This window comes from Luteibacter rhizovicinus DSM 16549 (assembly GCF_001887595.1).
Classification (GTDB): Bacteria; Pseudomonadota; Gammaproteobacteria; order Xanthomonadales; family Rhodanobacteraceae; genus Luteibacter; species Luteibacter rhizovicinus.
On record NZ_CP017480.1, the window covers coordinates 702621 to 725606 of the forward strand.

The following is a 22986-nucleotide window of genomic DNA, read 5'->3' on the forward strand; positions in this document are numbered from 1 at the left end:
TCTGTGTAGGAGCCGGACCCGTTACACCGCTTCGAAGCTCAGGTGGTTGCCGTCCGAATCCACGCGGATGGTCTGGCCGGGCGTGAACACACCCTGGAGGATCCGCTGTGCGAGCGGGTTCTCCAGTTGCTGCTGGATGGCACGCTTGAGCGGACGCGCACCGTAGACCGGATCGAAACCGGCCGAGCCGAGCAGGTCCAGTGCGCGGTCGGTGACATCGAGCCCGAGCTGGCGCTCGGCCAGACGCTTGCCCAGATAGGCCAGCTGGATACGTGCGATCGAACGGATCTGCTTCTTGTCCAGCGGACGGAAGACGACGAGATCGTCCAGGCGATTGATGAACTCGGGACGGAAGTGCGCCTGCACCACGCCTAGCACCGAGGCCTTCATCTGCATGTAGTCGGCTTCGCTGTCGCCTGCCTGCTCCTGGATCAGGTTCGATCCCAGGTTCGAGGTCATCACGATGACCGTATTGCGGAAATCCACCGTGCGGCCCTGGCCATCCGTCAGGCGACCATCGTCGAGCACCTGCAACAGGATGTTGAACACATCCGGATGGGCCTTCTCGACTTCGTCGAGCAGGATCACGCTGTAAGGACGGCGACGAACGGCTTCGGTCAGGTACCCGCCCTCTTCATAGCCGACATAGCCCGGAGGCGCACCGACCAGGCGGCTCACCGAATGCTTCTCCATGAACTCGCTCATGTCGATGCGAATCATGGCGTCCTGCGTATCGAACAGGAAATCGGCCAGCGCCTTGCACAGCTCGGTCTTGCCGACACCGGTGGGACCGAGGAAGAGGAACGAGCCGTAGGGCCGGTTCGGATCGGACAGGCCTGCCCGCGCGCGACGGATCGCATCGGAAACGGCCTTTACCGCCTCTTCCTGACCGACCACGCGCGCATGCAACGCGCTTTCCATCTGCAACAGTTTTTCACGCTCGCCTTCGAGCATCTTCGCCACGGGAATACCGGTCCAGCGGGCGACCACCTCGGCGATCTCCTCGGCGGTGACGCGGTCCTGGAGCAGGGTGAAGTCCTGCTTCTCGGCTTGCTGCGCGGCGGCGAGCTGGGCCTCGAGCGCAGGGAGACGCCCGTACTGGATTTCGCTCATCGCGGCGTAATCCTGGCGCCGCTGACTCGCCTCCAGGTCGAGACGCGCGGCTTCGATCTGCTCCTTGACCTTGGTCGTGCCCTGAAGCATGGCCTTTTCCGACTTCCACACCTCGTTGAGGTCGGAGAACTCGCGGTCGAGCTTTTCGATGTCGGATTCGAGCGTGGCAAGGCGCTGCTTCGATTCGTCGTCCTGCTCCTTCTTCAGCATCTCGCGCTGGATCTTGAGCTGGATGAGGCGGCGCTCGAGACGGTCGAGCTCTTCCGGCTTGGAATCGATCTCCATGCGGATACGCGACGCGGCCTCATCCATCAGGTCGATGGCCTTGTCCGGCAGCTGGCGATCGGGGATGTAGCGCGCGGAAAGCGTGGCCGCGGCGACGATGGCCGGGTCGGTGATTTCCACGCCGTGATGCACGGCATAGCGCTCTTTCAGGCCGCGCAGGATCGCGATCGTGTCCTCGACGCTCGGCTCACCTACGTAGACCTTCTGGAAACGGCGTTCGAGCGCCGCGTCCTTCTCGACATACTTGCGGTATTCGTCGAGCGTGGTCGCACCGATGCAGTGCAGCTCACCGCGAGCGAGCGCGGGCTTGAGCATGTTGCCGGCATCCATCGCACCATCGGCCTTGCCGGCGCCGACCATCGTGTGCAGTTCGTCGATGAACAGGATCACCCGACCCTCCTGCTTGGAGAGATCGTTGAGCACGTTTTTCAGGCGCTCCTCGAATTCGCCGCGGAACTTCGCGCCGGCAATAAGGGCACCCATGTCGAGCGAGAGCACCCGCTTGTCGCGCAGGCCTTCGGGGACCTCGCCATTGACGATGCGCTGGGCGAGACCTTCGACGATCGCCGTCTTGCCCACGCCAGGCTCGCCGATCAACACCGGGTTGTTCTTGGTGCGTCGCTGCAGGACCTGGATGGTGCGACGAATCTCCTCGTCACGACCGATCACCGGATCGAGCTTGCCGACCTCGGCGCGCTCGGTCAGGTCGATGGTGTACTTCTCCAGCGCCTGGCGCTGCTCTTCGGCATTCTCCGACTGCACTTTTTCGCCGCCACGCAGCTTGTCGATCGCCGATTCCAGTCGCTCCTTCGTCGCGCCGGCCGCCTTCAGGGCACCGCCGACTTCGCCGCGATCCTCGAGCAGGGCGAGCACGAAGAGTTCGCTGGCGATGAACTGGTCGCCACGCTGCTGGGCGAGTTTGTCCGTCAGGTTGAGCACCCGGTTGAGGTCGTTGCCGAGGTTGATGTTGCCTTCCTCACCCGACACACGGGGCAGCCGGTCGAGTATCTCGCCCACGCGCTGGCGCAGGGCCGGCACGTTGACCTGGGCTTGCGTCAGCAGCGGTCCGGTCGACCCGCCCTGCTGGTCGAGAAGCGCGGCCAGGACGTGGGCGGGCTCGAGCATGTTGTTGTCACGGCCCACGGCCAGCGACTGGGCGTCGGCCAGCGCTTGCTGGAATCGCGACGTGAGTTTATCCATACGCATCGATGGTTCTCCCAAAGGTGTTGGCGCGCCCCGGGCCCTCCCCGCGACCGCCTCTGGCCAAACAGATGCGGGTGAAAGCCTGCACCTTCAACGGTGAAGATCGGGCGCAGCATGGACTTCCTCCGCTTTTTTCACACCCCACCCGGCATCCTCGGCTGATCGCCGCCCCATGGAGCCATCGTGACAGCCAGCCGCGACACCTTGCCCCGCCCGGACCCGGGCCTGATCGACGCCGATACCGCCCTTTTCCTGGACGCGGACGGCACCCTGCTTGCCTTCGCCGATGACCCCGAGGGCGTGGCCCTGGCTCCGGGTCTGCTGGATACGCTCGATGCGATTCACACCGCGCTCGGTGGCGCGATGGCCCTGGTGAGTGGCCGGGCGATCGGCGGACTGGACCAGATCTTCGGCCGCCCACGCTGGGCCGCCGCCGGCCAACACGGCATGGAACGACGCGACGCGACGGGCCGGGTGATCACGGTTCCGGTCGACCCGGCGGAACTGGCGCGGTTACGTGAAACGGTCCACGGGGTGGGTGCCGAGCTGCCGGGTGTACGCGTCGAGGACAAGAGCTGGTCGGTCGCGCTGCATTGCCGTGAACGCCCCGACTATGAGCCCGAACTGGCCCGCCGCGCACCGGAAATCGCCGCGCGATTCCCCGGCTTCGAATTGCAGCCGGGGAGCTATGTGTTCGAGTTCAAGCCGCGGGGCATGGACAAGGGCGTGGCGGTGGCCTCGTTTCTCGACGAAGCCCCGTTCCACGGCCGCCGTCCGGTGTATCTCGGTGACGACCTGACCGACGAGCACGCTTTTATTTACGTCAACGCCCGCGACGGCGCATCCGTTCGCATCGGCGCAAGAACACCGTCACAAGCGACGTTCACATTGTCTAGCCCGGCCGACGTCCATGCTTGGCTGGATTCCGTGAAAGCCAGGCTGACGCAAGGAGCCGCAAGCGCAACATGAGCCGACTAGTCGTCATTTCCAATCGCGTCGCGCTGCCCAAGCAGACGCAAACCGGCGGGTTGGCGTCCGCCATGAATGCGGCGCTGCAGGAAATGGGCGGCCTGTGGTTCGGCTGGAGCGGCAACATCGCCGCCGAGACCGGCAAGGAATTGCACGAGGTCTCCGACGGACACATCGACTACGCCACGATCGACATGTCCAAGGCGGACCATGACGACTACTACAGTGGCTTCGCCAATCGTGCGCTCTGGCCGCTCTTTCACTATCGTGCCGACCTCGTCGACTACCGTCGCGACCATCTCGAAGGTTACCTACGGGTCAACCGCATCTTCGCCAAGCGCGTGGCGAAGCTGCTCAAGAAAGACGACATCATCTGGGTCCACGACTACCACCTGATTCCGCTGGCGGCGATGCTGCGCGAGCTCGGTGTCGAGAACCGGATCGGTTTCTTCCTGCATACGCCGCTGCCGGCAGCGGGCCTGTTGATCACCCTGCCCCGTCATCGCGAGTTGCTCGAGCCGCTGGCTTCGTACGATCTGGTGGGTCTGCATACGCAACGCGACGTGCGCGCCCTCGAGGACTATTTCCTCCACGAACTGGGTGCGGCGATGCGCACGGGCGGTCGCATCCGCGCGGCCAATGGGCGCATCTTCCGCGCCGGCGTATTCCCCATCAGCATCGACACGGCCGAAGCCGTCGAGCTGGCCCACCGTGCGGAAGACAGCGGTGCGGTCGCCAAGCTCCGGGCCAGCGTCGACGATCGCTCGCTGATCATTGGTGTGGACCGGCTGGATTATTCGAAAGGCCTGCCCGAGCGCTTCGAGGGCTTCGCGCGCCTGCTTCGCGATTACAAGGAGATGCGCGGTCGCGTCTCGCTGCTGCAGATCGCCCCGCCGTCCCGCTCGGACGTGCCCGAATACCGCTCACTGCGCCGTGAGCTGGAGCGCAGCGCCGGCCACATCAACGGCCAGTACGCCGAGCCGGATTGGGTACCGATCCGCTACGTAAACAAGTCCTTTGCCCACAAAGTGCTGGCGGGCTACTTTCGCGTGGCCAAGGTCGGCCTGGTGACGCCTCTGCGCGATGGCATGAACCTGGTCGCCAAGGAATACGTGGCCTGCCAGGATCCACAGGACCCCGGCGTCCTCGTCCTGTCCCGCTTCGCCGGGGCCGCCCAGGAGCTCGACGCGGCCCTGCTGGTCAACCCGTCGGACCTCGATGAAGTCTCCGAGGCCCTCAAGCGGGCCCTGGAAATGCCATTAAAGGAGCGGCGGATGCGCTGGCAGTCGATGATGGACGTGCTCGAACGCAACGACATCACCACCTGGCGCAACGCCTTCCTGCACGCCCTGACCGAGCCGCCCAAGGTGAAGCCGGAAATCTACGTGCAGACGCCGATGACGGCGCCCTAGGCTCCGGTCCAGATCAGCGAGGCAAAACGCCCGCTGTTGGCACCATCGCGGCGATACGAATAGAGCCGTTCATCGGTAAGGGTGTCGAAGCCTCCGCCGGACACCTGCGCGACACCGACCTGGGCCAGGCGGCGCCTCGCGAGAGCGTAGAGATCGCAGTGCCAGTGACCCGGCCGGGTCGAAGCGAAGGCCTGTGCCGCGCCGTCGTCGCCATCGACGAAAGCCGCACGGACCTCCTCACCCACCTCATACGACGACGCGCCGATTGCCGGCCCCAGCCAGGCCTGGATGCCGTCGGCCGCCATGGCCGTCACCGTGTTTTCCAGTACCCCTGCCGCCAGCCCACGCCAGCCGGCATGGGCCGCGCCGATCGTCTGACCATCGGCCGAGACGAAGAGCACCGGCAGGCAGTCCGCCGTGAGGATGGCGAGCACCTGGCCCGGCCCCCGCGCGACCGAGGCATCCGCCACCGGCTCGTCGTCGCCGGCAGCGCAGGCATCCGCCACGGCGATGCCGTGGACCTGTCGCAACCAGCGCGGAGGCGCTGGCAGGGCCAGGGCCTCCGTCAGCGACCGCCGGTTGACCTCGACCGCGGCGACGTCGTCGCCCGAGCGCAGACCCAGGTTCAGCCTGTCGTACGGGGACTCAGAAACGCCGGGGCCCCGCCGTGTGGAGACGGCGGCGCCGATGCCGGCCGGCGCCTTCCAGTCAGGAACGATCCAGTCGGCACCCACCGTCAATCCTCGATCGGATGGAGCACGGTATCGGCGCGAAGCGCCTCGATCAGGGCGTCCTGGTCGGCCGGACGCGGCGAGTCGAACTCGAGGTACTCGCCGGTGATCGGGTGGTCGAAACCCAGTTTTTCCGCATGCAGCGCCTGACGACGGAAGCCGCGCAGGGCATCAATGAGCTCCTGGCTCGCCCCGCGCGGAAGGCGCAGGCCATTGCCATAAAGCTGGTCGCCGACGAGGGGATGGCCGATATGGGCCATGTGCACGCGGATCTGATGGGTACGCCCCGTCTCCAGATTGCACTGGATGAGGCTATGGGCCCGAAAGCGCTCACGGACACGGTAATGCGTCACCGACTCCTTACCGCCATCGATCACGTCGCGAACGCCCTGCTTGAGCCGGTCGTGCTGGTGACGTCCGATAGGCTCGTCGACGGTGCCACCGGCGACCATCGTCCCTAGCACCACCGCTTCGTACTGGCGGCGGACCTCGTGCAGCGAGAGCATTTCCACCAGCCGCGTATGCGCCGCAAGGGTCTTGGCGACCACCATCAGCCCCGCCGTGTCCTTGTCCAGGCGGTGCACGATGCCGCCACGCGGCAGCTCCGCCAGGCCTGGATTGTGGTGCAGGAGAGCGTTGAGCATCGTCCCGGTGGGGTTGCCGGCACCCGGATGAACGACCAGCCCCATCGGCTTGTCGACCACCATCAGATCGTTGTCCTCGAAGCGGATGTCCAGGGCGATATCCTCGGCCTGGGCGTGGACTTCGTTCTCCAGCTCCGCCTCCAGCTCGACCTTCTCACCGCCCCGGACCAGCTGCCGCGGCGCGGCGCGGGCCCCGTCCAGCAACACTTTGCCGTCCTTGATCCACCCGGAGAGGCGGGATCGGGAATAATCGGGGAACATCTCGGCCACGGTCTGGTCGAAACGCCGTCCAGCGGCCGTTACCGGCACAATGGCTTCATGTCGTAACGTCGTCATACCGCCCCGCCCGGCCCATGGCCGGTTTCGGCTATCATGCCTTTTCGCTCAAGCATCCGAACTCTCTCAATGCGTGTAACTAAGATCACCATTCTGCTCGTCCTCGCCCTGTCGATGAGCGCCTGCTCGATGTTTCGCAGCAAAAAGGAGACGATCGACACGATGCCGGAAGACCGGCTTTTTGCCACGGCTCACAATTCGCTGGAATATTCGGACTATTCGGCCGCCGAAAAGGGCTATCAGCGCCTGATTGCGCGCTTCCCGTCCGGTGACGTCAATGAGCAGGCCCAGATCGAACTGGCCTACGCGCAGTACAAAGACAACAAGCCGGATGACGCGTACTCCACGATTAATCGCTTCATCAAGACGTTTCCGACTCACAAGCATGCAGATTATGCCTATTACCTGCGCGGCATGATCAATTTCGATCGTACCGGTGGCCTGATCGAGCGTTACCTGCAGCGTGGAAACTCGGCATCGACCCGTCGCGACCAGGGTTTCAACCTGACCTCGTTCGACGATTTCAGCCAGCTCACCCGCCGCTACCCGAACAGCGCCTACGCCACGGACGCGCGCCAGCGCATGATCTTCCTGCGTAACCAGCTGGCTCAGTTCGAGGTCAACGTGGCCGAGTACTACCTGCGCACGAAGTCGTATATCGCCTCGGCGGACCGCGCCCAGTACGTGATCGAGCACTACCAGCAGTCGCCGGAAACGGCCGATGCCCTGGCGATCCTGACACGCAGCTACCTGGCCCTCGACCGCAAGCCGCTGGCCGAGCAGAGCCGCAAGGTGCTGGCCCTGAACTACCCGAACCATCCCTACCTGACCGATGACTCGTGGCCGCACAGCCCGTCGATCTGGCGCAAGGCGATCCCGTTCTCGGGTCACCATTGATCGGTTGATGGTTTGATCAGACGAAAAAGCCGGCGAAAGCCGGCTTTTTTTTGTGTTGAGGCGCTTGGGGCGGGCTCGCCTTCGGCATTGCGTTGGGCTCGTCGCTCGCGGGCGCGACGCAAGCTTTGTGTAGGAGCCGACTGTGTCGGCGAACCCTCAGGGCATCGTGCAAACGAGTGAGGCCGGATAGTGATGAGACGAGCGGTTAACCGCCGTCACGAGCCGACGCAAGGCCTCGTTCGCGATAGCCGTGTTGAGGGTTCGCCGATGAATCGGCTCCTACGACGAGCCCGCAAGCTGCGGGCGGTGCGCTCGACCCCACACCACCTCAGTTTTCGAAAGAGCCGGCGGGTATCGCCCTCGGGGAAGGCGAGCCGCCCCGACGCTCAGCGCCAGCCAGAGGTGATCGGATACCTGCGCTCACGGCCGAAGGCCTTGGTGGTCACACGAGGTCCCGGAGCCGCCTGGCGGCGCTTGAATTCATTGATGAAGACCATGCGGATCACCCTGCGCACGGTGGCGTCGTCGTGGCCGGCGGCAATGATGTCCTCGGCCGAGGCCTCGCCTTCGATGAACTGCTCGAGGATCGCGTCCAGCTCGTCGTAGGGCGGGAGCGAATCCTGGTCGGTCTGCTCGTGGCGCAGCTCGGCCGAGGGCGGACGCTCGATGACGGCCAGGGGGATCGCGCCGTCGATCGCGGCGCGCCAACGGGAGAGGGCGAAGACGGTGGTCTTGTAGACGTCCTTCAGCGGCGCGTACGCGCCGCACATATCGCCGTAGAGGGTGGCGTAACCGACCGCCATCTCACTCTTGTTGCCCGTGGAGAGCAGCAGCTTGCCGGTCTTGTTGGACATGGCCATGAGCAACACCCCGCGCGCACGCGACTGCAGGTTCTCCTCGGTGATGTCCGGCTCGCGGCCGGCAAAGACCGGGGCCAGGGCGCCGGTAAAGGCCTCGTAGATGCCTTCGATCGGCAGCACGTGGTACTCGACGCCGAGGTGTTCGGCCTGGGCCTTGGCTTCGCGCAACGAAAGATCCGAGGTGTAGACCGTCGGCATCATCACGGCGGTGACCTTGTCCTTGCCCAGCGCATCGACCGCCAGCGCGAGGGTCAGGGCCGAATCGATGCCGCCGGACAGGCCGAGCAGGACGCCGGAAAAGTGGTTCTTGCCGATGTAGTCGCGAATACCCCGGACGATCCCCGCGTACATGATCGCCTCGGGCGAGCGCGTATCGGCGACGGGCCAGTCGATGGCGGCAAGACGCTTCGTCGCGGTGTCGAACTCGACGGTGAGGAGCATTTCCTCGAAGGATGGCGCACGGGCGATCACGTCGCCGTCGGCCTGGACCAGCAGCGAATGACCGTCGAAAAGGAGGTCGTCCTGGCCACCGACGAGGTTCACATAGGCGATCGGCAGGCCGGTTTCACGGGCGCGCTGCTTGAGCAGGGCCTCGCGGGTCACGGCCTGGCGACGGTCCCACGGCGAGGCATTGATGACCAGGATCAGGTCGGCGCCGGCCTGCGCGGCGTGAGCGGCCGGCTCCGCCTCCCAGATGTCCTCGCAGATCAGCATGCCGACGTTGACGCCTTCGATGGCAAACACGCGGGTGGCTTCGCCGTGCTGGAAGTAGCGCTTCTCGTCGAACACCGTGTAATTGGGCAGTTCCTGCTTGTGGTACGTCCACTCGATCCGGCCTTCGCGGATGAGCGAGGCGGCGTTGAACACCTCACCCTGCGAATCCGGGTAGCCCACGACCGCGGAAATGCCCTTGATCGTCGGCGCCAGCGCGTCGAGTTCCCGATGACAGGCATCCAGGAAGCTCGGTCGCTGGAGCAGGTCCTCCGGCGGGTAACCGGAAAGCGTCAGTTCGGGAAAGGCGACGAGAGAGGCGCCAAGGCGATCGCGCGCCTCGTCGGCCAGTGCCTTGACCCGTCGCGCATTGTCGGCGGTGGCACCCACCGGAAAATCGAACTGGGCCAGGGCGAAGCGGAACGTGGACATGGGGAATCCGTGCGGTCGCGGGGACTGCACATGATAAGGCATGAGGGCGCGGCCTTCCGCCGGCAGGGGCTAGCGGACCGGGACGTCGTAGATCAGGTCGGGTACCGCCGCCGGGGGCAGCGAGTAGTGCCACCACTCCGGGGCATAGTTGACGAAGCCCTCGGCGGTCATCGCCTCGAGCAGGCGCTGGCGATTGGCGCGCTGCGCGGGGGTGATGCCCGGATCGTCGGTGTGCGCTCGCGGATCGAAGAAATCGAAATCCGTACCCATGTCGAGCGGTTGGCAGGTGGTGCCCGCGCAATGCAGCAGGGTCAGGTCGACGGTGGCGCCGCGGCTGTGACCGGAGACCGGTGCGATGTACTCACCGAGCAGCTTGCCCTTGTCGAGGTTCGGGTAGTGAGCCGCCTTGGTGCGCGTGTCGGACAGGTCACCGGCCCAGCGAACGAAGGCCGCCACGGCCCGGGCCGGTCGGTAGCAGTCCCACAGACGCAGGCGATATCCCTGCGCGCGTAGTGTGGATTCCACCCGCGCGAGGGCTTGCGCCGCCGCGGTGCGCAGGTAACACGCGGGGGCCTGGTAGCCATCGACGACCGCGCCCGTGAAGTTGTCCGCACTGGCGTAATGGATGTCTTCGTCGATGTCGGGAACGAGGGTGCGGATGTTCGTCATCCCCGCAGCCGCCGCGGTCGTGGCGGGCGAGAGTCGTGGCGGCTCGGCGGCGAGAAGCGCGGACGACGCCAACACGCCGAGCACGAGCGAAACAACGGCAGCTGTCCGCATGGGAAGGCCTCTGGAGTGATGCGCCACCCCACGCGACGCACAGGCAGGGTAGCCCATTGCCGCCGTCATGCGCAGGACAGGTACCATGCCCTGACGATCGTTTTTTCCCGGGGAGGGTTGGCGTGATCGAATCGGTCTGGCCGTATCTGGCTGTCATGCTGCTCGTCGCGGGTTTTTGGCCGGCGATCGAACGACGCTTTCGCTGGAGAGTGTTCGAGGTGCTACCGCCGATCGTGCTCACCTACCTGAGCGTCACGGCGTTGTCGGTGGCCGGCGTGTGGACAGCCAGCCCCGAGATCCACGCCGCCCAGGGCGTTCTCGTCTCGCGGCTCGTACCCGCCCTGCTCTTCCTGCTGATGATCAACTGCGACCTGCGCGCGATTCTCGCCCTCGGTCCCCGCGTCCTCGGCGTGTTCGTCTGCACCTCGATCAGCCTGTTCGTCGCCTTCGTGCTGGCCTACCTGATCTTTCGCCACTGGATTCCGGGCGACGGCTGGATGCCGCTGGCTTCGCTCTCCGGCAGCTGGGTGGGCGGCACGGCGAACATGATCGCGGTGAAGCAGGCGATCGGCATGTCGGATACCGCGCTTGCCACGACCCTGCTGACCGACGCGCTCTGCTACTCGATGTGGGTGGTAGTGCTGTTCGCTGTGGCTCGCCTGGCACCCGCCTTCAATCGGTGGACGCGCGCGGTTTCCAGCGCGGACATGATCGTCGTCGATACCGCGCCACGCGTACCGGCGACGGTCGACAGCGTGCTGTTGTGGCTCGGCCTCGCCCTGCTCACGGCGGCACTGGCCGCCGTGGCGGGAGGCGTCATGCCGGTGGGAAGCATGGTGTCGCCGACGACGTGGACGATCCTCATTGCGACGATCGCCGGCCTGGTCGTCGCACACACGCCACTGGCACGACTGCCGGGCGCACAGTCCGTCTCGAGTGCCATGCTGATCTCCGTCGTCGCCGTCCTCGCTTCGCAGAGCAGTTTCGCAGGCATCGCCGCGGCGCCGATCTACCTGCTTTGCGGCGTGACCGTCATCGCCCTGCACGCGATCCTGCTCTGCCTCTTCGCCCGCCTTTTTCATTTCGACCTGTACCTGTGCGGCATTTCCTCGCTCGCGCATATCGGCGGCGTCGCGGCGACACCGGTACTGGCGGCGACGTATTCCCGTTCGCTGGTACCGGTCGGCATCCTGCTGGCACTGCTCGGTTATATCCTCGGCACGGGCTACGGGCTGGTCGTGGCTGCCGTGTTGTCGAGGCTCGCTTCATGAAGAGGTTCAATGCGTGAATAGGTTTCGCCATGTGCTGATGGCCTGGGTGCTGGCCACCACCGCCGTCGCACCGACGGTCGTTGCGCAAGAGGTCCCTGCATCGGGTATTCCCGGCATCACCGACGCCGATCTTTCCGCGTCGACATGGGTCGGTCGTCTGACCGAACCGGACGCCGTCCTGCTCGATGCCGCCGCTATCGGTGCGTTGAACGAGCGCATCGCGCGACTCGATCCGTCGATGCACGACATCCGGCACCTGCCCGCCACGCTCGCGCAGGCACAGGTAAAGGCGTGGATCCTGCAACGATCCGCCCGTCCTTCACGAGCACTCGTCGATGCCGACGGCCACGCCATCGACGCCGACCGGCTCGATGCGATCATGGCCAATGTCGCGGTTGACGCCCTTCCCGCACAGGTCACCCCGCGCTACGGCATGGCATTGCGGCGCACGGCGCTGCGGACTTTCCCGACCGACCTGCGCGCCTTCAGCCACGTGGGCGATACGGATATCGACCGCTTTCAGGAAAGCACGCTTTTCCCGGGCGATCCTCTCGTCGTCGCTCATGCCAGCAAGGATGCGCAATGGGTCTTCGTCGTCAGCCCCACTTACGCGGCCTGGGTGCGCGCCGAGGATGTCGCCCTCGGCGAAGCGAACCAGGTCTTCGCGCATGTGGACGCGACGCCTTACCGGGTCATTACCGGGGCCAAGCCGCTCACCGTGTACTCGCCAGAGGCACGCGCGCTCTCGGAACTGCAGCTCGACATGGGCACGCGCGTGCCGCTCGATACGTCGCTGCCGCCGGACCAACCGGTAAACGGCCAGAGCCCGTACACCTCGTGGGTGCTGAGCCTTCCCGAGCGCGACGCGAACGACAGGTTGGCATTTCGGCCTGCCCTGCTCCAGCGCAACCAGGACTCCTCACCCGCCTACCTGCCACTGACCCGCGCCAACATCATCCAGCAGGCTTTCAAGTTCCTCGGCGAACGCTACGGCTGGGGACACGCCTATAACGGACGCGACTGCAGCGGATTCGTCGCGGATGTCTACCGCAGCATGGGCGTTCAAATGCCGCGTAACACGGGCGACCAGGCGACGAGTCCCGGCATGACGCATACGCTGTACACGGCGAAGGACAGCCACGATGTACGCCTCAGGGCGGCCATGGCGCTCGACGTCGGCGATCTGGTCTACATCCCCGGTCACGTGCTGATGGTGATTGGCAAGGTCGATGACAAGCCCTATGTCATCCACGATGTAAGCGGCATCAGCTACCGCCAGGCCGATGGCAGCATGCGGCGGGTCAAGCTCAACGAGGTGTCGGTGACGCCGCTGCTGCCACTGATGTTCAGCGACGATGCCAGCTTCGTCGACCGCATGGTCAGTATCGTCCGCCTTCGCCCATGAAGATCACCGACATCACCCTCGGCATGCTGCGCGTCCCGCTGAAGACGCCTTTCAAGACGGCGCTGCGCACCTTGGAGCAGGTCGAGGACATCGTCGTGATGCTGCACACCGACGACGGTCACGTCGGTTATGGGGAGGCACCTCCGACCGCCGCGATCACGGGTGAGACGCATGGATCGATCGTGCACGCGATCCGACATCACATCGCGCCGCGACTCGTGGGCGAAGACCTGGCGGATCTCAACCGGATCACCGACCTGATCCAGAGCGCCATAGCGAACAACGGCAGCGCGAAAGCCGCCGTGGAGATCGCGGTCTACGACCTCTGGGGCCAGCTGCATCGGTCGCCGGTCTACACGTTGCTCGGCGGTGGCACGCCGATGCTCACCACCGACCTGACGATCAGCGTCAACGACGTGGATACCATGGTCGCCGATGCGCTCGCCGCGCTGGACGAGGGGTATGAGGCGCTCAAGATCAAGGTCGGCAAAGACGTCGCTACCGACGTCGCACGCGTACGCGCGATCCATGACGCCGTCGCGGGACGCGCCGCCCTACGTCTCGACGCCAACCAGGGCTGGACGGCGAAAGACACCGTTCGCGTGCTGACGATCCTGGAGAACGAGGGCGTAGTGCTGGACCTCATCGAGCAGCCCGTACCGGCGCACGATCTCGCCGGCATGCGCTACGTCACCGAGCGCGTGAATACGCCGGTGATGGCCGACGAAAGCGTGTTTGCACCCGCCGATGTGATGGAGATCATCCGCCTGCGTGCGGCCGACATCATCAACATCAAGCTGATGAAGGCCGGCGGCATCACCCAGGCGCTGCGTATCGCCGACATCGCCGCCACCCATGGCATCCCATGCATGATGGGCTGCATGCTGGAGTCCAGCATCAGCGTGGCCGCCGCCGTGCACGTGGCAATCGCGCGCTCACGGACGATCACCCGCATCGATCTGGACGGACCCTCGCTGTGCAGCTTCAATCCCGTGGAAGGAGGCGTTCGCTTCGACGGGCCACGCATCACCGTCGACGATGCACCCGGTCTCGGCATCGGGAACGTTCGCGGCCTGGCGCCGCTCTAAGCGCAGCGCGTTTTCATCTCAACCGGATTCACCGGCCACCGCCTCGGAATGACACCATGTTGCTACGTCGATTCAGGACCTACTCGCTCGGCCTGGTTACTCTCGCAGTGGCGGCCACGCTCTGCCTGGCCGCCACTGCGAGCGGCTTCGAGGCACCAGCCGCCTGGTCCGTGTCCCGACAGATGATCGTCGTCACCACGGACGGCTGGGACGCGAATCACGGCAGCCTGCGCACTTTCGAACGCGATGGCACGACATGGAAGCCGGTGGGCGCTCCCGCCGACGTCACCATCGGCAAGCACGGGAGTGCCTGGGGCGTCGGCCTTCATCCGGTCCAACAGGACGGCCCTACCAAGGTGGAAGGCGATGCACGCAGCCCGGCCGGCATTTTCAGGATCGGACAGGCTTTCGGCTATGCCGAGACCAACGCCACCGCCCTGCCCTACCGAGGGCTCACCGCGTCGGACTATTGCGTGGACGTGACCGACTCGCCCTATTACAACCAGGTGGTCGACACCAGGCAGGTGGGTGAGAAAGCCGTCGCCGGCGCCACCGAGCCCATGCGTCGCGACCTCCATCTCAACGGCGACCATGCCTACCGCATCGGCTTCGTCATCGAGCACAACCCCGAAGGCCGCCGCGGTGCCGGCAGCTGCATTTTCGCGCACCTGTGGCGCTCGCCGACGTCGCCCACCGCCGGCTGCACCGCCATGACCGACGAGACCATGGAGAAACTCCTCGCCTGGCTCGACCCGAAAAAGAAGCCGGTCTTCGTGCTGCTACCCAAAGCCGAGTACATGCGCCTGCGCGACGCCTGGAACCTCCCCGCCCTCCTGTAGGCCCCGATGTAACTTTGAGAGCCGATGTAACTTTGAGAGTCGATGTAACTGTGGGGGCCGATCTAACTGTGGGAGCCGATTCATCGGCGATGCTCTTCAGTCAGGAATCGACACCTCCACCAACCGCTCGAGTAACGTCAACGATTCCTGCCACCCCAGGTAACACTGCTCAACGGGAATCACATCGGGAATCCCCTCCTGCACGATCTGCACGTCAGTACCGCAGGAAACCGCACGCAGGCTGATCGTGGTGACCATGGTGCCCGGTAGCCCCGGATCGTCGAAGCGATCGTCATGGACGATGCGCTCGTTCGGAACCAGCTCGAGGTAGGTGCCGCCGAAGCTGTGGCCGTTGCCCGTGGAGAAGTTGGTGAACGACATCCGGTACCGCCCACCGACCCGGGCGTCCAGCTCGTGGACCGTGCAGGTGAAGCCGTCCGGCGGGAGCCATTTCGAAAGGGCGGCGGCGTCGAGGAAGGCGCGGTAGACGCGCTCGGTGGGGGCGGTGAATACGCGGTGCAGGCGGACGGTGCCGGTCATGGTGGTTCTCCGTGACGAAGTGAGGTCTTCATTCTCTACGACGAACGGGGATGGGGGAGATCGACATCCGTTTCAGCTTAGGGATACGGCCGACTGGCCCGCTGCCGCGGGATCGCCGATGAATCGGCTCCTGCCTTGGGCAAGGACATAAAAAAACCGCGGCCCGGGGGCCGCGGTTTTCGTCACTCGCCGAGGCGGGTGGGTATTACTTCATCAGACCGGCGAGGGTCTTGCCGAGGTCGGCGGGCGACTTGACCGTGGTCACGCCAGCCTTCTCGAGCGCGGCGAACTTGGCTTCCGCCGTGCCCTTGCCGCCGGAGATGATCGCACCGGCGTGGCCCATGCGCTTGCCCGGAGGTGCCGAGGCACCGGCGATGAACGACACGACCGGCTTCTTGACGTACTGGCTGATGAACTCGGCCGCGTCTTCTTCCGCGCTGCCGCCGATTTCGCCGACCATGATGATGCCTTCGGTCTGCGGATCGTCCTGGAACAGCTTCAGGCAGTCGATGAAGTTCAGGCCGTTGATCGGGTCGCCACCGATACCGATGCACGTCGACTGGCCGAGGCCTTCGTTCGTGGTCTGGAACACCGCTTCGTACGTCAGGGTGCCCGAACGCGAGACGATACCGACCTTGCCCGGCTTGTGGATGTGGCCCGGCATGATGCCGATCTTGCACTCACCCGGGGTGATGACACCCGGGCAGTTCGGACCGACGAGCACGACGTCCGGGTGCGACTTGAGCACGTTCTTCACGCGCATCATGTCGAGCACCGGAATGCCTTCGGTGATCGTGACGATGATCTTGATGCCACCGGCGATGGCTTCGAGGATCGAGTCGGCAGCGAACGGAGGCGGAACGAAGATCACCGACGCGTCGGCGCCGGCCTGGTCGACCGCGTCACGCACCGTGTTGAAGACCGGCAGGTTGATGTGCTCGGAACCACCCTTGCCCGGCGTGACACCGCCGACGACCTTGGTGCCGTACGCAATGGCCTGTTCGGCGTGGAAGGTACCCTGCTGTCCGGTGAAACCCTGGACGAGGACCTTGGTGTTCTTGTTGATCAGGACGCTCATTTAAATATGCTCCTCAGGCCGCTGCGGCCACGGCCTTCTGGGCCGCATCGTTAAGATCGTCGGCCGGCGTGATCGCCAGGCCCGAGTTGGCCAGGAGCTTGCGACCTTCATCGACGTTCGTGCCCTGCAGGCGCACGATCACCGGGATCTGCAGACCCACTTCCTTCACCGCGGCGATGATGCCTTCGGCGATCAGGTCGCAGCGCACGATACCGCCGAAGATGTTGACCAGGATGGCCTTCACCTTGTCGGACGAGAGGATCAGCTTGAACGCCTCGGAGACGCGCTCCTTGGTGGCACCGCCGCCGACGTCGAGGAAGTTGGCGGGCTCACCGCCTGCCAGCTTGATCACGTCCATCGTGGCCATCGCCAGACCGGCGCCGTTGACCATGCAGCCGATCGTGCCGTCCATCGTGACGTAGTTGAGGTTGTGCTGGACGGCGGCCGCTTCGGCGGCGTCTTCCTGCGTGAGATCGCGCATCGCCGCGAGATCGGCGTGGCGGAACTCGGCGTTGTCGTCGGAGTTGACCTTGCCGTCGAGGGCGGCGAGGTTGCCGTCTTCGAGAATGGCGAGCGGGTTCAGCTCGACCAGGGCGAGGTCCTTCTCGTTGAACAGCTTGTACAGGCCAAGCATGATCTTCACGAGCTGACCGACCTGCTTCGGATTCAGGTCCATCTTGAACCCGAGCTCACGGCACTGGTACGGCTGCAGGCCTTCGACGAAGTCCACCTGGAAGGTGTGGATGTCTTCCGGCGTTTCAGCGGCGACCTGCTCGATGTCCACGCCGCCGTGCTTGGAGGCGATGAACGAGATGGACTTGGTGTCACGATCGGTGAGGATCGAGAGGTACAGTTCCTTCGCGATGTCGGTCGCGTCGGTCACCAGGACCAGATTGACGGGCAGCGCGCGGCCGGCCGACTGGTAGGTTTCCATGTTCGTGCCGAGCATGCCCTTGGCGGCATCGCGCACGGCATCGAGGCTGCGGCAGAACTTGACGCCACCGGCCTTGCCGCGACCGCCGGCATGGATCTGGGCCTTGACCATCCACTGCGAACCACCAAGGTGCTTGGCGGCGTCGACAGCGGCGTCGGGAGAGTTGGCAACCTTGCCCGGCGGTACGGCGATGCCGTACTTGGCGAACAGTTCTTTAGCCTGGTACTCGTGGAAATTCATTCGATACCTCGAGCGAACGGGAGAAACATGTGGACGCGTGCAGGCCGTAAACGGCGCGCACGGGGATGGGGGATGGAGCGATTGCGCAAGTTTCACGCAATACGGCCGCGTATTTTCCCGGAAGGCGCCCCGGATGGAAAGGGGCGCCGCCTCATTGACGGCGCGGCGCGGCCCGCGGCCCGGTTTTTCGCTGCCGCAGGCGCGTCTTGCCGCGACGGCGTCGGCACCTATACTGAGGGTCATCCAGGCCCCGGGGGGCCCGGCGGAGAAGTACCCACGTGTCCACGCCCGCTTCGACGATAGCCGCAAGGACCCCGGCGAGTCAGGCCACCGCCCGCCACGAACTGTTCTTTTTCAACTACTTCCGCCTGGGTCAGGCGGCGGTCTACACGGCGCTGGCGTTTCATCCGGAGCACCTGAACTGGCCGAACCTGCCCGAACCGCTATTCGCCCGCCTGTTCGCCCTGGCCTACCTGCTGGCCGCCCTGGTCATGGTCGCGCGCACCCGTCAGTCGCTGAACCGGCCGGTCCTGATCGTCTCGATCGGCCTGTCCCTGGACATTGCAGCGGCCCTGCTCGCCCTCGTGCTCATGCACGACGTGCGCATGGGCGTGGCCATGATGCTGGCGGTCAACCTGGCCACGGGCGCCCTGCTGCTGCCCTTCCGGCTATCGATGTTCTTCGCCGCCCTGGCGACGCTCGGCATGCTGGGCCACTCGTTTTTCGACCTGGGCGACGCAGCCGCCCCGGATCGCGAGCTGGCCGAGTACGGTCTGTTCGGCGCGGCTTACTTCGCCTGTACCTCGCTGTGTTACGTGCTCGGCCGCAACATCCGCGCCTCCGAGGCGCTGGCGGAGCAGCGCGGCATCGACCTGGCCAACCTGTCCCAGGTCAACGAACTGATCATCCGCCGCATGAAGACCGGCGTGCTGCTGGTCGACGAAGGGAACCGCATCCACCAGCTCAACGAGTCGGCCTGGATGCTCATGGGCAACCCCTCAGCCGACCAGCGCGACCTGGGCACCCTGGCCCCCGAGCTCTCGCGACGCCTTTATCACTGGCGCACCTCGGGCAAGCTGGACGAGAGCGCGACCATGCTGGCCGACGGCACGCCCGAGGTGATCCCGCGCTTCTCGCGCCTGGCGCCGAACGACGACTCGCACGTACTGATCTTCCTCGACGACACCTCCCTGGTGTCGCGCCGCGCCGAAGAGCTCACCCTCAGCTCACTGGGCCGCCTGTCCGCGTCGATCGCCCACGAGATTCGGAATCCGCTGGCGGCGATCCACTATTCGGCCCAGCTGCTCGCCGAATCGACCGACATGAACGATACCGACCTGCGCATGGTCGAGATCATCAACAACCACTGCTCGCGCCTTAACGAAATCATCGAGAACATCCTGCAGTTGTCGCGCCGCGAGCGCTCGCGGCCGGAAACCCTCGACCTGAGCCAGTGGGTGCACCACTTCGTCACCGAATATCGCCAGGGCAACGACCTCGGCTCGGACATCCTGCGCGCCGTGTCCGGCGGCGAACCCGTGGCGGCCGTGGCCGACCCCCAGCACCTCCAGCAGGTGGCCTGGAACCTGGTGCAGAACGCCCTGCGCTACGGCCGCCTGCCGGGCGAGCCGGCCCGGGTCATGCTGGTCGCCCGCCATTCCGAGGTGGGTATCCCCATTCTCGAGGTGATCGATCGCGGCCCCGGCATCCCGCCCAAGGTCGCCGCGCAGATCTTCGAACCCTTCTTCACCACGCACGAATACGGCACGGGACTGGGCCTGTACCTGGCCCGGCAGATGACCGAAGCCAACCAGGCCGCCCTCGAATATGTCCGCGTGGCGGGCGGTGGCAGCTGCTTCCGGATCAGCCTCACCCCGCCGGCGCGCAGCACCTCGACGGCACCCGCGGCGGCCCGGGCGTGAACAGCGTGCTTTGCTCCTGCCGTCCGGACGGTTACATTGGGAACATTCACCGAAGCCTTCGGACCCAATGAGCAAGCAGACCGTTCTGGTCATCGACGACGAGCGGGACATCCGTGAGTTGCTGACCATCACCCTCGGTCGAATGGAACTCGACGTCGACGCCGTGGGGAGCGTCAACGAAGCGCGGAGCGCACTCGCCAATCGCCGTTACGACCTGTGTTTCACCGACATGCGGCTGCCCGACGGCAGCGGCCAGGAAATCATCGAGCTGATCGCGGCCAACCACCCCGACATGCCGGTGGCGATGATTACCGCCTACGGCAACGTGGACGCGGCAGTGAACGCCCTGAAGGCCGGTGCCTTCGATTTCGTGTCCAAGCCGGTGGATATCCACCTGCTACGCCGCCTGGTGCGCACGGCGCTGAAGCTCTCCGAGGAGCGCCGGGCCGAAGCCGGTAGCAAGGGTGGCCCGGGCGCCGACCGCCTGATCGGCGATTCGCAGGCCATGGCCGAGGTCCGCTCGAAGATCGCCAAGCTCGCCCGCAACCAGGCCCCGGTCTACATCGGCGGCGAGTCCGGCGTGGGCAAGGAACTGGTTGCCCGGCTCATCCACGAACTGGGCCCGCGTGCGCCCGGTGCGTTCGTGCCGGTCAACTGCGGCGCGATTCCGTCCGAATTGATGGAGAGCGAGTTCTTCGGTCACCGCAAGGGCAGCTTCACGGGCGCCCATGCCGACAAGGAAGGCCTGTTCCAGGCAGCCCAGGGCGGCACCCTGTTCCTCGACGAAGTCGCCGAGCTGCCGCTGCACATGCAGGTCAAGCTGCTGCGCGCGATCCAGGAGAAGGCGGTTCGTCCGATCGGCGGACGCGACGAGATTCCGGTCGACGTGCGCATTCTTTCGGCCACGCACAAGAACCTTGCGGCGCTGGTCGAGGAAGGCCTGTTCCGCCAGGATCTGTTCTACCGCATCAACGTGATCGAGCTGCGTGTGCCGCCGCTGCGCGATCGCCGCGGCGACGTCCCTGCCCTCGCCGAATTCATCCTCCGCCAGCTCGCCTCGGAGTCCGGCGGCGCGCCGGGCCGCCTGCGCGCCGACGCATTGGCGGCCCTCGAGGCCTACCAGTTCCCCGGCAACGTGCGCGAACTGGAGAACATCCTCGAGCGCGCCATGGCCATGTGCGAAGGCGACACGATCGAAGCCGACGACCTGATGCTGCCGCAGCGTGCGGCCGTCGCGGCACCGGCGAGCCCTGCGTCGCCCGATGCCGTCGCCGCCCAGGCAGGCGCACCCGCGCCACGCGTGGCCGCGACCGATGGCTCGCTCGAAGACTACATCTCCAATATCGAGCGCGACACGATCATCAAGGCACTCGAAGAGTCGCGCTACAACAAGACGGCAACGGCGAAGAAGCTGGGCATCACCTTCCGCGCGCTGCGCTACAAGTTGAAGAAGCTCGGCATCGACTGACGACGGTCACTGGCGGGCTTCGCCACCTGATCCTTCGAGGCCTTTCAGGAAGGCGAGCCCGTCGCTCTAACGCCCGCGATGCGCTGTACGGAGCTTCTCCCACTGCCGGGACCGCCAGTAGCGATGGCCGCGATATCCGGCGACCGCAGCGCCCCAGTAGAGCGCCACGGCGAGGATGGCGTTCAACAGCACGAAGGGGAGTAAGGCGGGGTCCCTCACGAAGTCGACATCAGGCGATGGAAGGCCCAGCCACGGCGTGACGAACAGGGGGACGTGCATCACGGCCCGGAACACCTCGAAGCCGATACCGTCCACGCATCGCGGATACGCGCATGACGTCTGCAGGGCGAAGAGTATGCTCGTCGCCGTCACGTGCAATATCGAAGCGCCGACAAAGAAGGCGAGCTGTGTACGGCGCCGCATGCGGCGCTCGATGTCATTTGCCTTGTCCCGATAATTACTGGCCATCACACCCTCCCCTACGAACGACTATTTCGCGGCGGTGCCGGAAACACGTTTCGGTTGACGGTACGGAGTTAGCCAGCACATCGAAATGGAAGAATTCTGGAAAATCGAGCGAATCGCTCGCGCGTCCGCCGCGGTCGCGCTTACCTCGGAAAGCCCACCACCGTATCGCTCAGCGGCAACTGCGCGGACCCATGCTGGACCGTCGCGGACTTCCATCGATCGCCCATGCCAAACAGCTGGCCTTCGCTTTCCGGTCCATAGCTATCGACCTTATCGAAGACATACGGCACACCTTCGGAGCCTTCGAAGGTTGCTGCATTCGCTACCTGGAAATGAAGGTGCGGCGCCGCGGAGTTACCGGACTGCCCCAGCGCGCCGATGACCTGCCCACGCACGACAGCATCGCCCGCCTTCACCGTGACGCTGCCACGCTTCAGATGGGCATAGCCGGCGAAGTTGCCGCCGCCCAGGTCGATGACGACGTAATTGCCGAAGAGGCCGTCGAGCGAAAGGGACGTGGGCTCAGACTGGGCTTCCAGCGGCTTGTGCTCCTCCTCGCCATCGCGCGCCGCCACCACGGTACCGTTGGCGACCGCGAGCACCTCGGCGCCGTAGCCGAACCAGTCGGCGTACGTCGTGGCGTGAATGTCCTTGACGGACTTGAACGCCAGCCCCCGCTTGTCGATGCCGACGAAATCGATCGCGAAACGCTGTGGAATCGTCAGTGTCCCGTTCACGGCGACGAGGCTACCCCAGTGATGCGAATGGGCGTTGCCCGGCCCCTCATGCGCCAGCCACAGGCCACCCTTCAGCGGCGCGCCGAGGTGAAGCGCTGCACGATCGGACACCTCGACCGGCACGCCATCCACGCGACTGACCTGACCCTTCTCATCGGTGAAGGCAAGACGGTGGTGCAACGTATGCGGCGTAGCGCCCGCCGGCAGGGTGATCCACACGAACACCGTGCTCCGCTTGCCCGCAACGATGCCGGCTGGCTTGCCCTCGTCGGGCGCTGACCGGACCGCCGCATCCACGCCGGCGTCGTCCAGATGCAGCAAGACGCGATCCTGATCGTCGAGCACGTCGAGCGTTCGTGGCCGCAAGGTGCCGGTGTCGCCATAGACGTTGGTGATCTGCATCTCGTAGGCAAGATGCGTGGCGCCATCGCTTCCGGCAAACGGCGATGGAGCGAACGGCACGCGCGCCTCGACAGGGGCCGGCAAGGGTACAGGTGCGGCTGAATCGGCAGCGAATGCCGCCACCGTGAAGCCCATCAAGCTCATGGCGCCAATCCACGGACGAGGCCGCACGAGCGCCCCCGCCCGGCCATTCGATGCCTTCGTCATTCCCTGCCCCTTGT

General features: G+C 65.4%; 19 protein-coding genes. 9 read left to right on the forward strand and 10 right to left on the reverse strand.

Annotated features, from left to right (window positions below; all coding sequences use genetic code 11):
- Window positions 1-21: 21 nt before the first annotated feature.
- On the reverse strand, window positions 22-2604 hold the full coding sequence (gene clpB / locus BJI69_RS03375; protein WP_071924870.1) for an ATP-dependent chaperone ClpB: 2583 nt from the start codon (window positions 2602-2604) through the stop codon (window positions 22-24).
- Window positions 2605-2784: 180 nt separating this feature from the next.
- Between clpB and otsB the strand changes: the two genes are divergently transcribed.
- Both otsB and otsA read left to right on the forward strand, forming a co-directional pair.
- Window positions 2785-3570, forward strand: coding sequence for a trehalose-phosphatase (gene otsB, locus BJI69_RS03380; protein ID WP_162200998.1), 786 nt, complete (start codon window positions 2785-2787; stop codon window positions 3568-3570).
- Window positions 3567-4982, forward strand: a complete 1416-nt coding sequence (otsA, locus tag BJI69_RS03385) for an alpha,alpha-trehalose-phosphate synthase (UDP-forming) (RefSeq protein WP_046968810.1) — start codon at window positions 3567-3569, stop codon at window positions 4980-4982. Before otsB ends, otsA begins: the two co-directional genes overlap by 4 nt.
- Here otsA and pgeF read toward each other — a convergent pair.
- Window positions 4979-5716, reverse strand: coding sequence for a peptidoglycan editing factor PgeF (gene pgeF, locus BJI69_RS03390; protein WP_046968811.1), 738 nt, complete (start codon window positions 5714-5716; stop codon window positions 4979-4981). The two genes, otsA and pgeF, sit on opposite strands and share 4 nt — an antisense overlap.
- A 2-nt stretch (window positions 5717-5718) precedes the next feature.
- Window positions 5719-6693, reverse strand: a complete 975-nt coding sequence (rluD, locus tag BJI69_RS03395; protein WP_046968812.1) for a 23S rRNA pseudouridine(1911/1915/1917) synthase RluD — start codon at window positions 6691-6693, stop codon at window positions 5719-5721.
- 69 nt (window positions 6694-6762) lie between these two features.
- Between rluD and BJI69_RS03400 the strand changes: the two genes are divergently transcribed.
- Window positions 6763-7590, forward strand: coding sequence for an outer membrane protein assembly factor BamD (locus BJI69_RS03400; protein WP_046968813.1), 828 nt, complete (start codon window positions 6763-6765; stop codon window positions 7588-7590).
- 386 nt (window positions 7591-7976) lie between these two features.
- Here BJI69_RS03400 and BJI69_RS03405 read toward each other — a convergent pair whose 3' ends face one another.
- Window positions 7977-9593, reverse strand: a complete 1617-nt coding sequence (locus BJI69_RS03405; RefSeq protein WP_046968814.1) for an NAD+ synthase — start codon at window positions 9591-9593, stop codon at window positions 7977-7979.
- A gap of 69 nt (window positions 9594-9662) precedes the next feature.
- On the reverse strand, window positions 9663-10373 hold the full coding sequence (locus BJI69_RS03410; RefSeq protein WP_046968815.1) for a M15 family metallopeptidase: 711 nt from the start codon (window positions 10371-10373) through the stop codon (window positions 9663-9665).
- Window positions 10374-10495: 122 nt separating this feature from the next.
- On the opposite strand from BJI69_RS03410, the gene BJI69_RS03415 reads away from it, so the two are divergent.
- From BJI69_RS03415 to BJI69_RS03430, 4 genes are read left to right on the forward strand one after another with little or no spacing between them, the layout of a single operon-like run.
- Window positions 10496-11644 carry a DUF819 family protein gene (locus BJI69_RS03415; RefSeq protein WP_046968816.1) on the forward strand — a complete coding sequence of 383 codons (1149 nt, stop codon included), beginning with the start codon at window positions 10496-10498 and terminating at the stop codon, window positions 11642-11644.
- 13 nt (window positions 11645-11657) lie between these two features.
- Window positions 11658-13049 (forward strand): C40 family peptidase, encoded by a 1392-nt coding sequence (locus BJI69_RS03420; RefSeq protein ID WP_244890710.1) that lies wholly within the window; start codon window positions 11658-11660, stop codon window positions 13047-13049.
- A complete protein-coding gene (locus BJI69_RS03425) occupies window positions 13046-14137 on the forward strand; it encodes a dipeptide epimerase (RefSeq protein ID WP_046968817.1) in 1092 nt (363 codons plus the stop codon). The genes BJI69_RS03420 and BJI69_RS03425 overlap by 4 nt, the downstream gene beginning before the upstream one ends.
- A 56-nt stretch (window positions 14138-14193) precedes the next feature.
- Window positions 14194-14976, forward strand: a complete 783-nt coding sequence (locus BJI69_RS03430; RefSeq protein WP_046968818.1) for a L,D-transpeptidase family protein — start codon at window positions 14194-14196, stop codon at window positions 14974-14976.
- Window positions 14977-15072: 96 nt separating this feature from the next.
- Here the strand turns inward: BJI69_RS03430 and BJI69_RS03435 are convergent, their stop codons facing one another.
- The 3 genes from BJI69_RS03435 to sucC form a co-directional block, all read right to left on the reverse strand.
- Window positions 15073-15516 carry an SRPBCC family protein gene (locus tag BJI69_RS03435; protein ID WP_046968819.1) on the reverse strand — a complete coding sequence of 148 codons (444 nt, stop codon included), beginning with the start codon at window positions 15514-15516 and terminating at the stop codon, window positions 15073-15075.
- Between the two features lie 205 nt (window positions 15517-15721).
- On the reverse strand, window positions 15722-16594 hold the full coding sequence (sucD, locus tag BJI69_RS03440) for a succinate--CoA ligase subunit alpha (protein ID WP_046968820.1): 873 nt from the start codon (window positions 16592-16594) through the stop codon (window positions 15722-15724).
- Between the two features lie 13 nt (window positions 16595-16607).
- The gene (sucC, locus tag BJI69_RS03445) at window positions 16608-17768 is read right to left on the reverse strand and encodes an ADP-forming succinate--CoA ligase subunit beta (protein WP_046968821.1); all 1161 of its coding nucleotides are present in this window, start codon (window positions 17766-17768) and stop codon (window positions 16608-16610) included.
- Between the two features lie 278 nt (window positions 17769-18046).
- Between sucC and BJI69_RS03450 the strand changes: the two genes are divergently transcribed.
- Both BJI69_RS03450 and BJI69_RS03455 read left to right on the forward strand, forming a co-directional pair.
- Window positions 18047-19690, forward strand: a complete 1644-nt coding sequence (locus BJI69_RS03450; protein WP_046968822.1) for a sensor histidine kinase — start codon at window positions 18047-18049, stop codon at window positions 19688-19690.
- A 67-nt stretch (window positions 19691-19757) separates the two neighbouring features.
- On the forward strand, window positions 19758-21158 hold the full coding sequence (locus tag BJI69_RS03455) for a sigma-54-dependent transcriptional regulator (RefSeq protein WP_046968823.1): 1401 nt from the start codon (window positions 19758-19760) through the stop codon (window positions 21156-21158).
- Between the two features lie 66 nt (window positions 21159-21224).
- Here the strand turns inward: BJI69_RS03455 and BJI69_RS03460 are convergent, their stop codons facing one another.
- Together BJI69_RS03460 and BJI69_RS03465 are read right to left on the reverse strand one after the other, a co-directional pair.
- Window positions 21225-21626, reverse strand: coding sequence for a hypothetical protein (locus BJI69_RS03460; protein ID WP_046968824.1), 402 nt, complete (start codon window positions 21624-21626; stop codon window positions 21225-21227).
- A 140-nt stretch (window positions 21627-21766) separates the two neighbouring features.
- Entirely contained in the window at window positions 21767-22909 is a 1143-nt protein-coding gene (locus BJI69_RS03465; protein WP_046968825.1) for a M23 family metallopeptidase, read from the reverse strand.
- Window positions 22910-22986 lie beyond the last annotated feature (77 nt).

Bases quoted from the DNA above. Each gene is read 5' to 3' on its own strand.
- clpB (WP_071924870.1), bottom strand. From the start codon at position 2,604: ATGCGTATGGATAAACTCACGTCGCGATTCCAGCAAGCGCTGGCCGAC.
- otsA (WP_046968810.1), top strand. From the start codon at position 3,567: ATGAGCCGACTAGTCGTCATTTCCAATCGCGTCGCGCTGCCCAAGCAG.
- rluD (WP_046968812.1), bottom strand. From the start codon at position 6,693: ATGACGACGTTACGACATGAAGCCATTGTGCCGGTAACGGCCGCTGGA.
- BJI69_RS03400 (WP_046968813.1), top strand. From the start codon at position 6,763: ATGCGTGTAACTAAGATCACCATTCTGCTCGTCCTCGCCCTGTCGATG.
- BJI69_RS03405 (WP_046968814.1), bottom strand. From the start codon at position 9,593: ATGTCCACGTTCCGCTTCGCCCTGGCCCAGTTCGATTTTCCGGTGGGT.
- BJI69_RS03410 (WP_046968815.1), bottom strand. From the start codon at position 10,373: ATGCGGACAGCTGCCGTTGTTTCGCTCGTGCTCGGCGTGTTGGCGTCG.
- BJI69_RS03425 (WP_046968817.1), top strand. From the start codon at position 13,046: ATGAAGATCACCGACATCACCCTCGGCATGCTGCGCGTCCCGCTGAAG.
- BJI69_RS03430 (WP_046968818.1), top strand. From the start codon at position 14,194: ATGTTGCTACGTCGATTCAGGACCTACTCGCTCGGCCTGGTTACTCTC.
- BJI69_RS03435 (WP_046968819.1), bottom strand. From the start codon at position 15,516: ATGACCGGCACCGTCCGCCTGCACCGCGTATTCACCGCCCCCACCGAG.
- sucD (WP_046968820.1), bottom strand. From the start codon at position 16,594: ATGAGCGTCCTGATCAACAAGAACACCAAGGTCCTCGTCCAGGGTTTC.
- sucC (WP_046968821.1), bottom strand. From the start codon at position 17,768: ATGAATTTCCACGAGTACCAGGCTAAAGAACTGTTCGCCAAGTACGGC.
- BJI69_RS03455 (WP_046968823.1), top strand. From the start codon at position 19,758: ATGAGCAAGCAGACCGTTCTGGTCATCGACGACGAGCGGGACATCCGT.
- BJI69_RS03460 (WP_046968824.1), bottom strand. From the start codon at position 21,626: ATGGCCAGTAATTATCGGGACAAGGCAAATGACATCGAGCGCCGCATG.
- BJI69_RS03465 (WP_046968825.1), bottom strand. From the start codon at position 22,909: ATGAGCTTGATGGGCTTCACGGTGGCGGCATTCGCTGCCGATTCAGCC.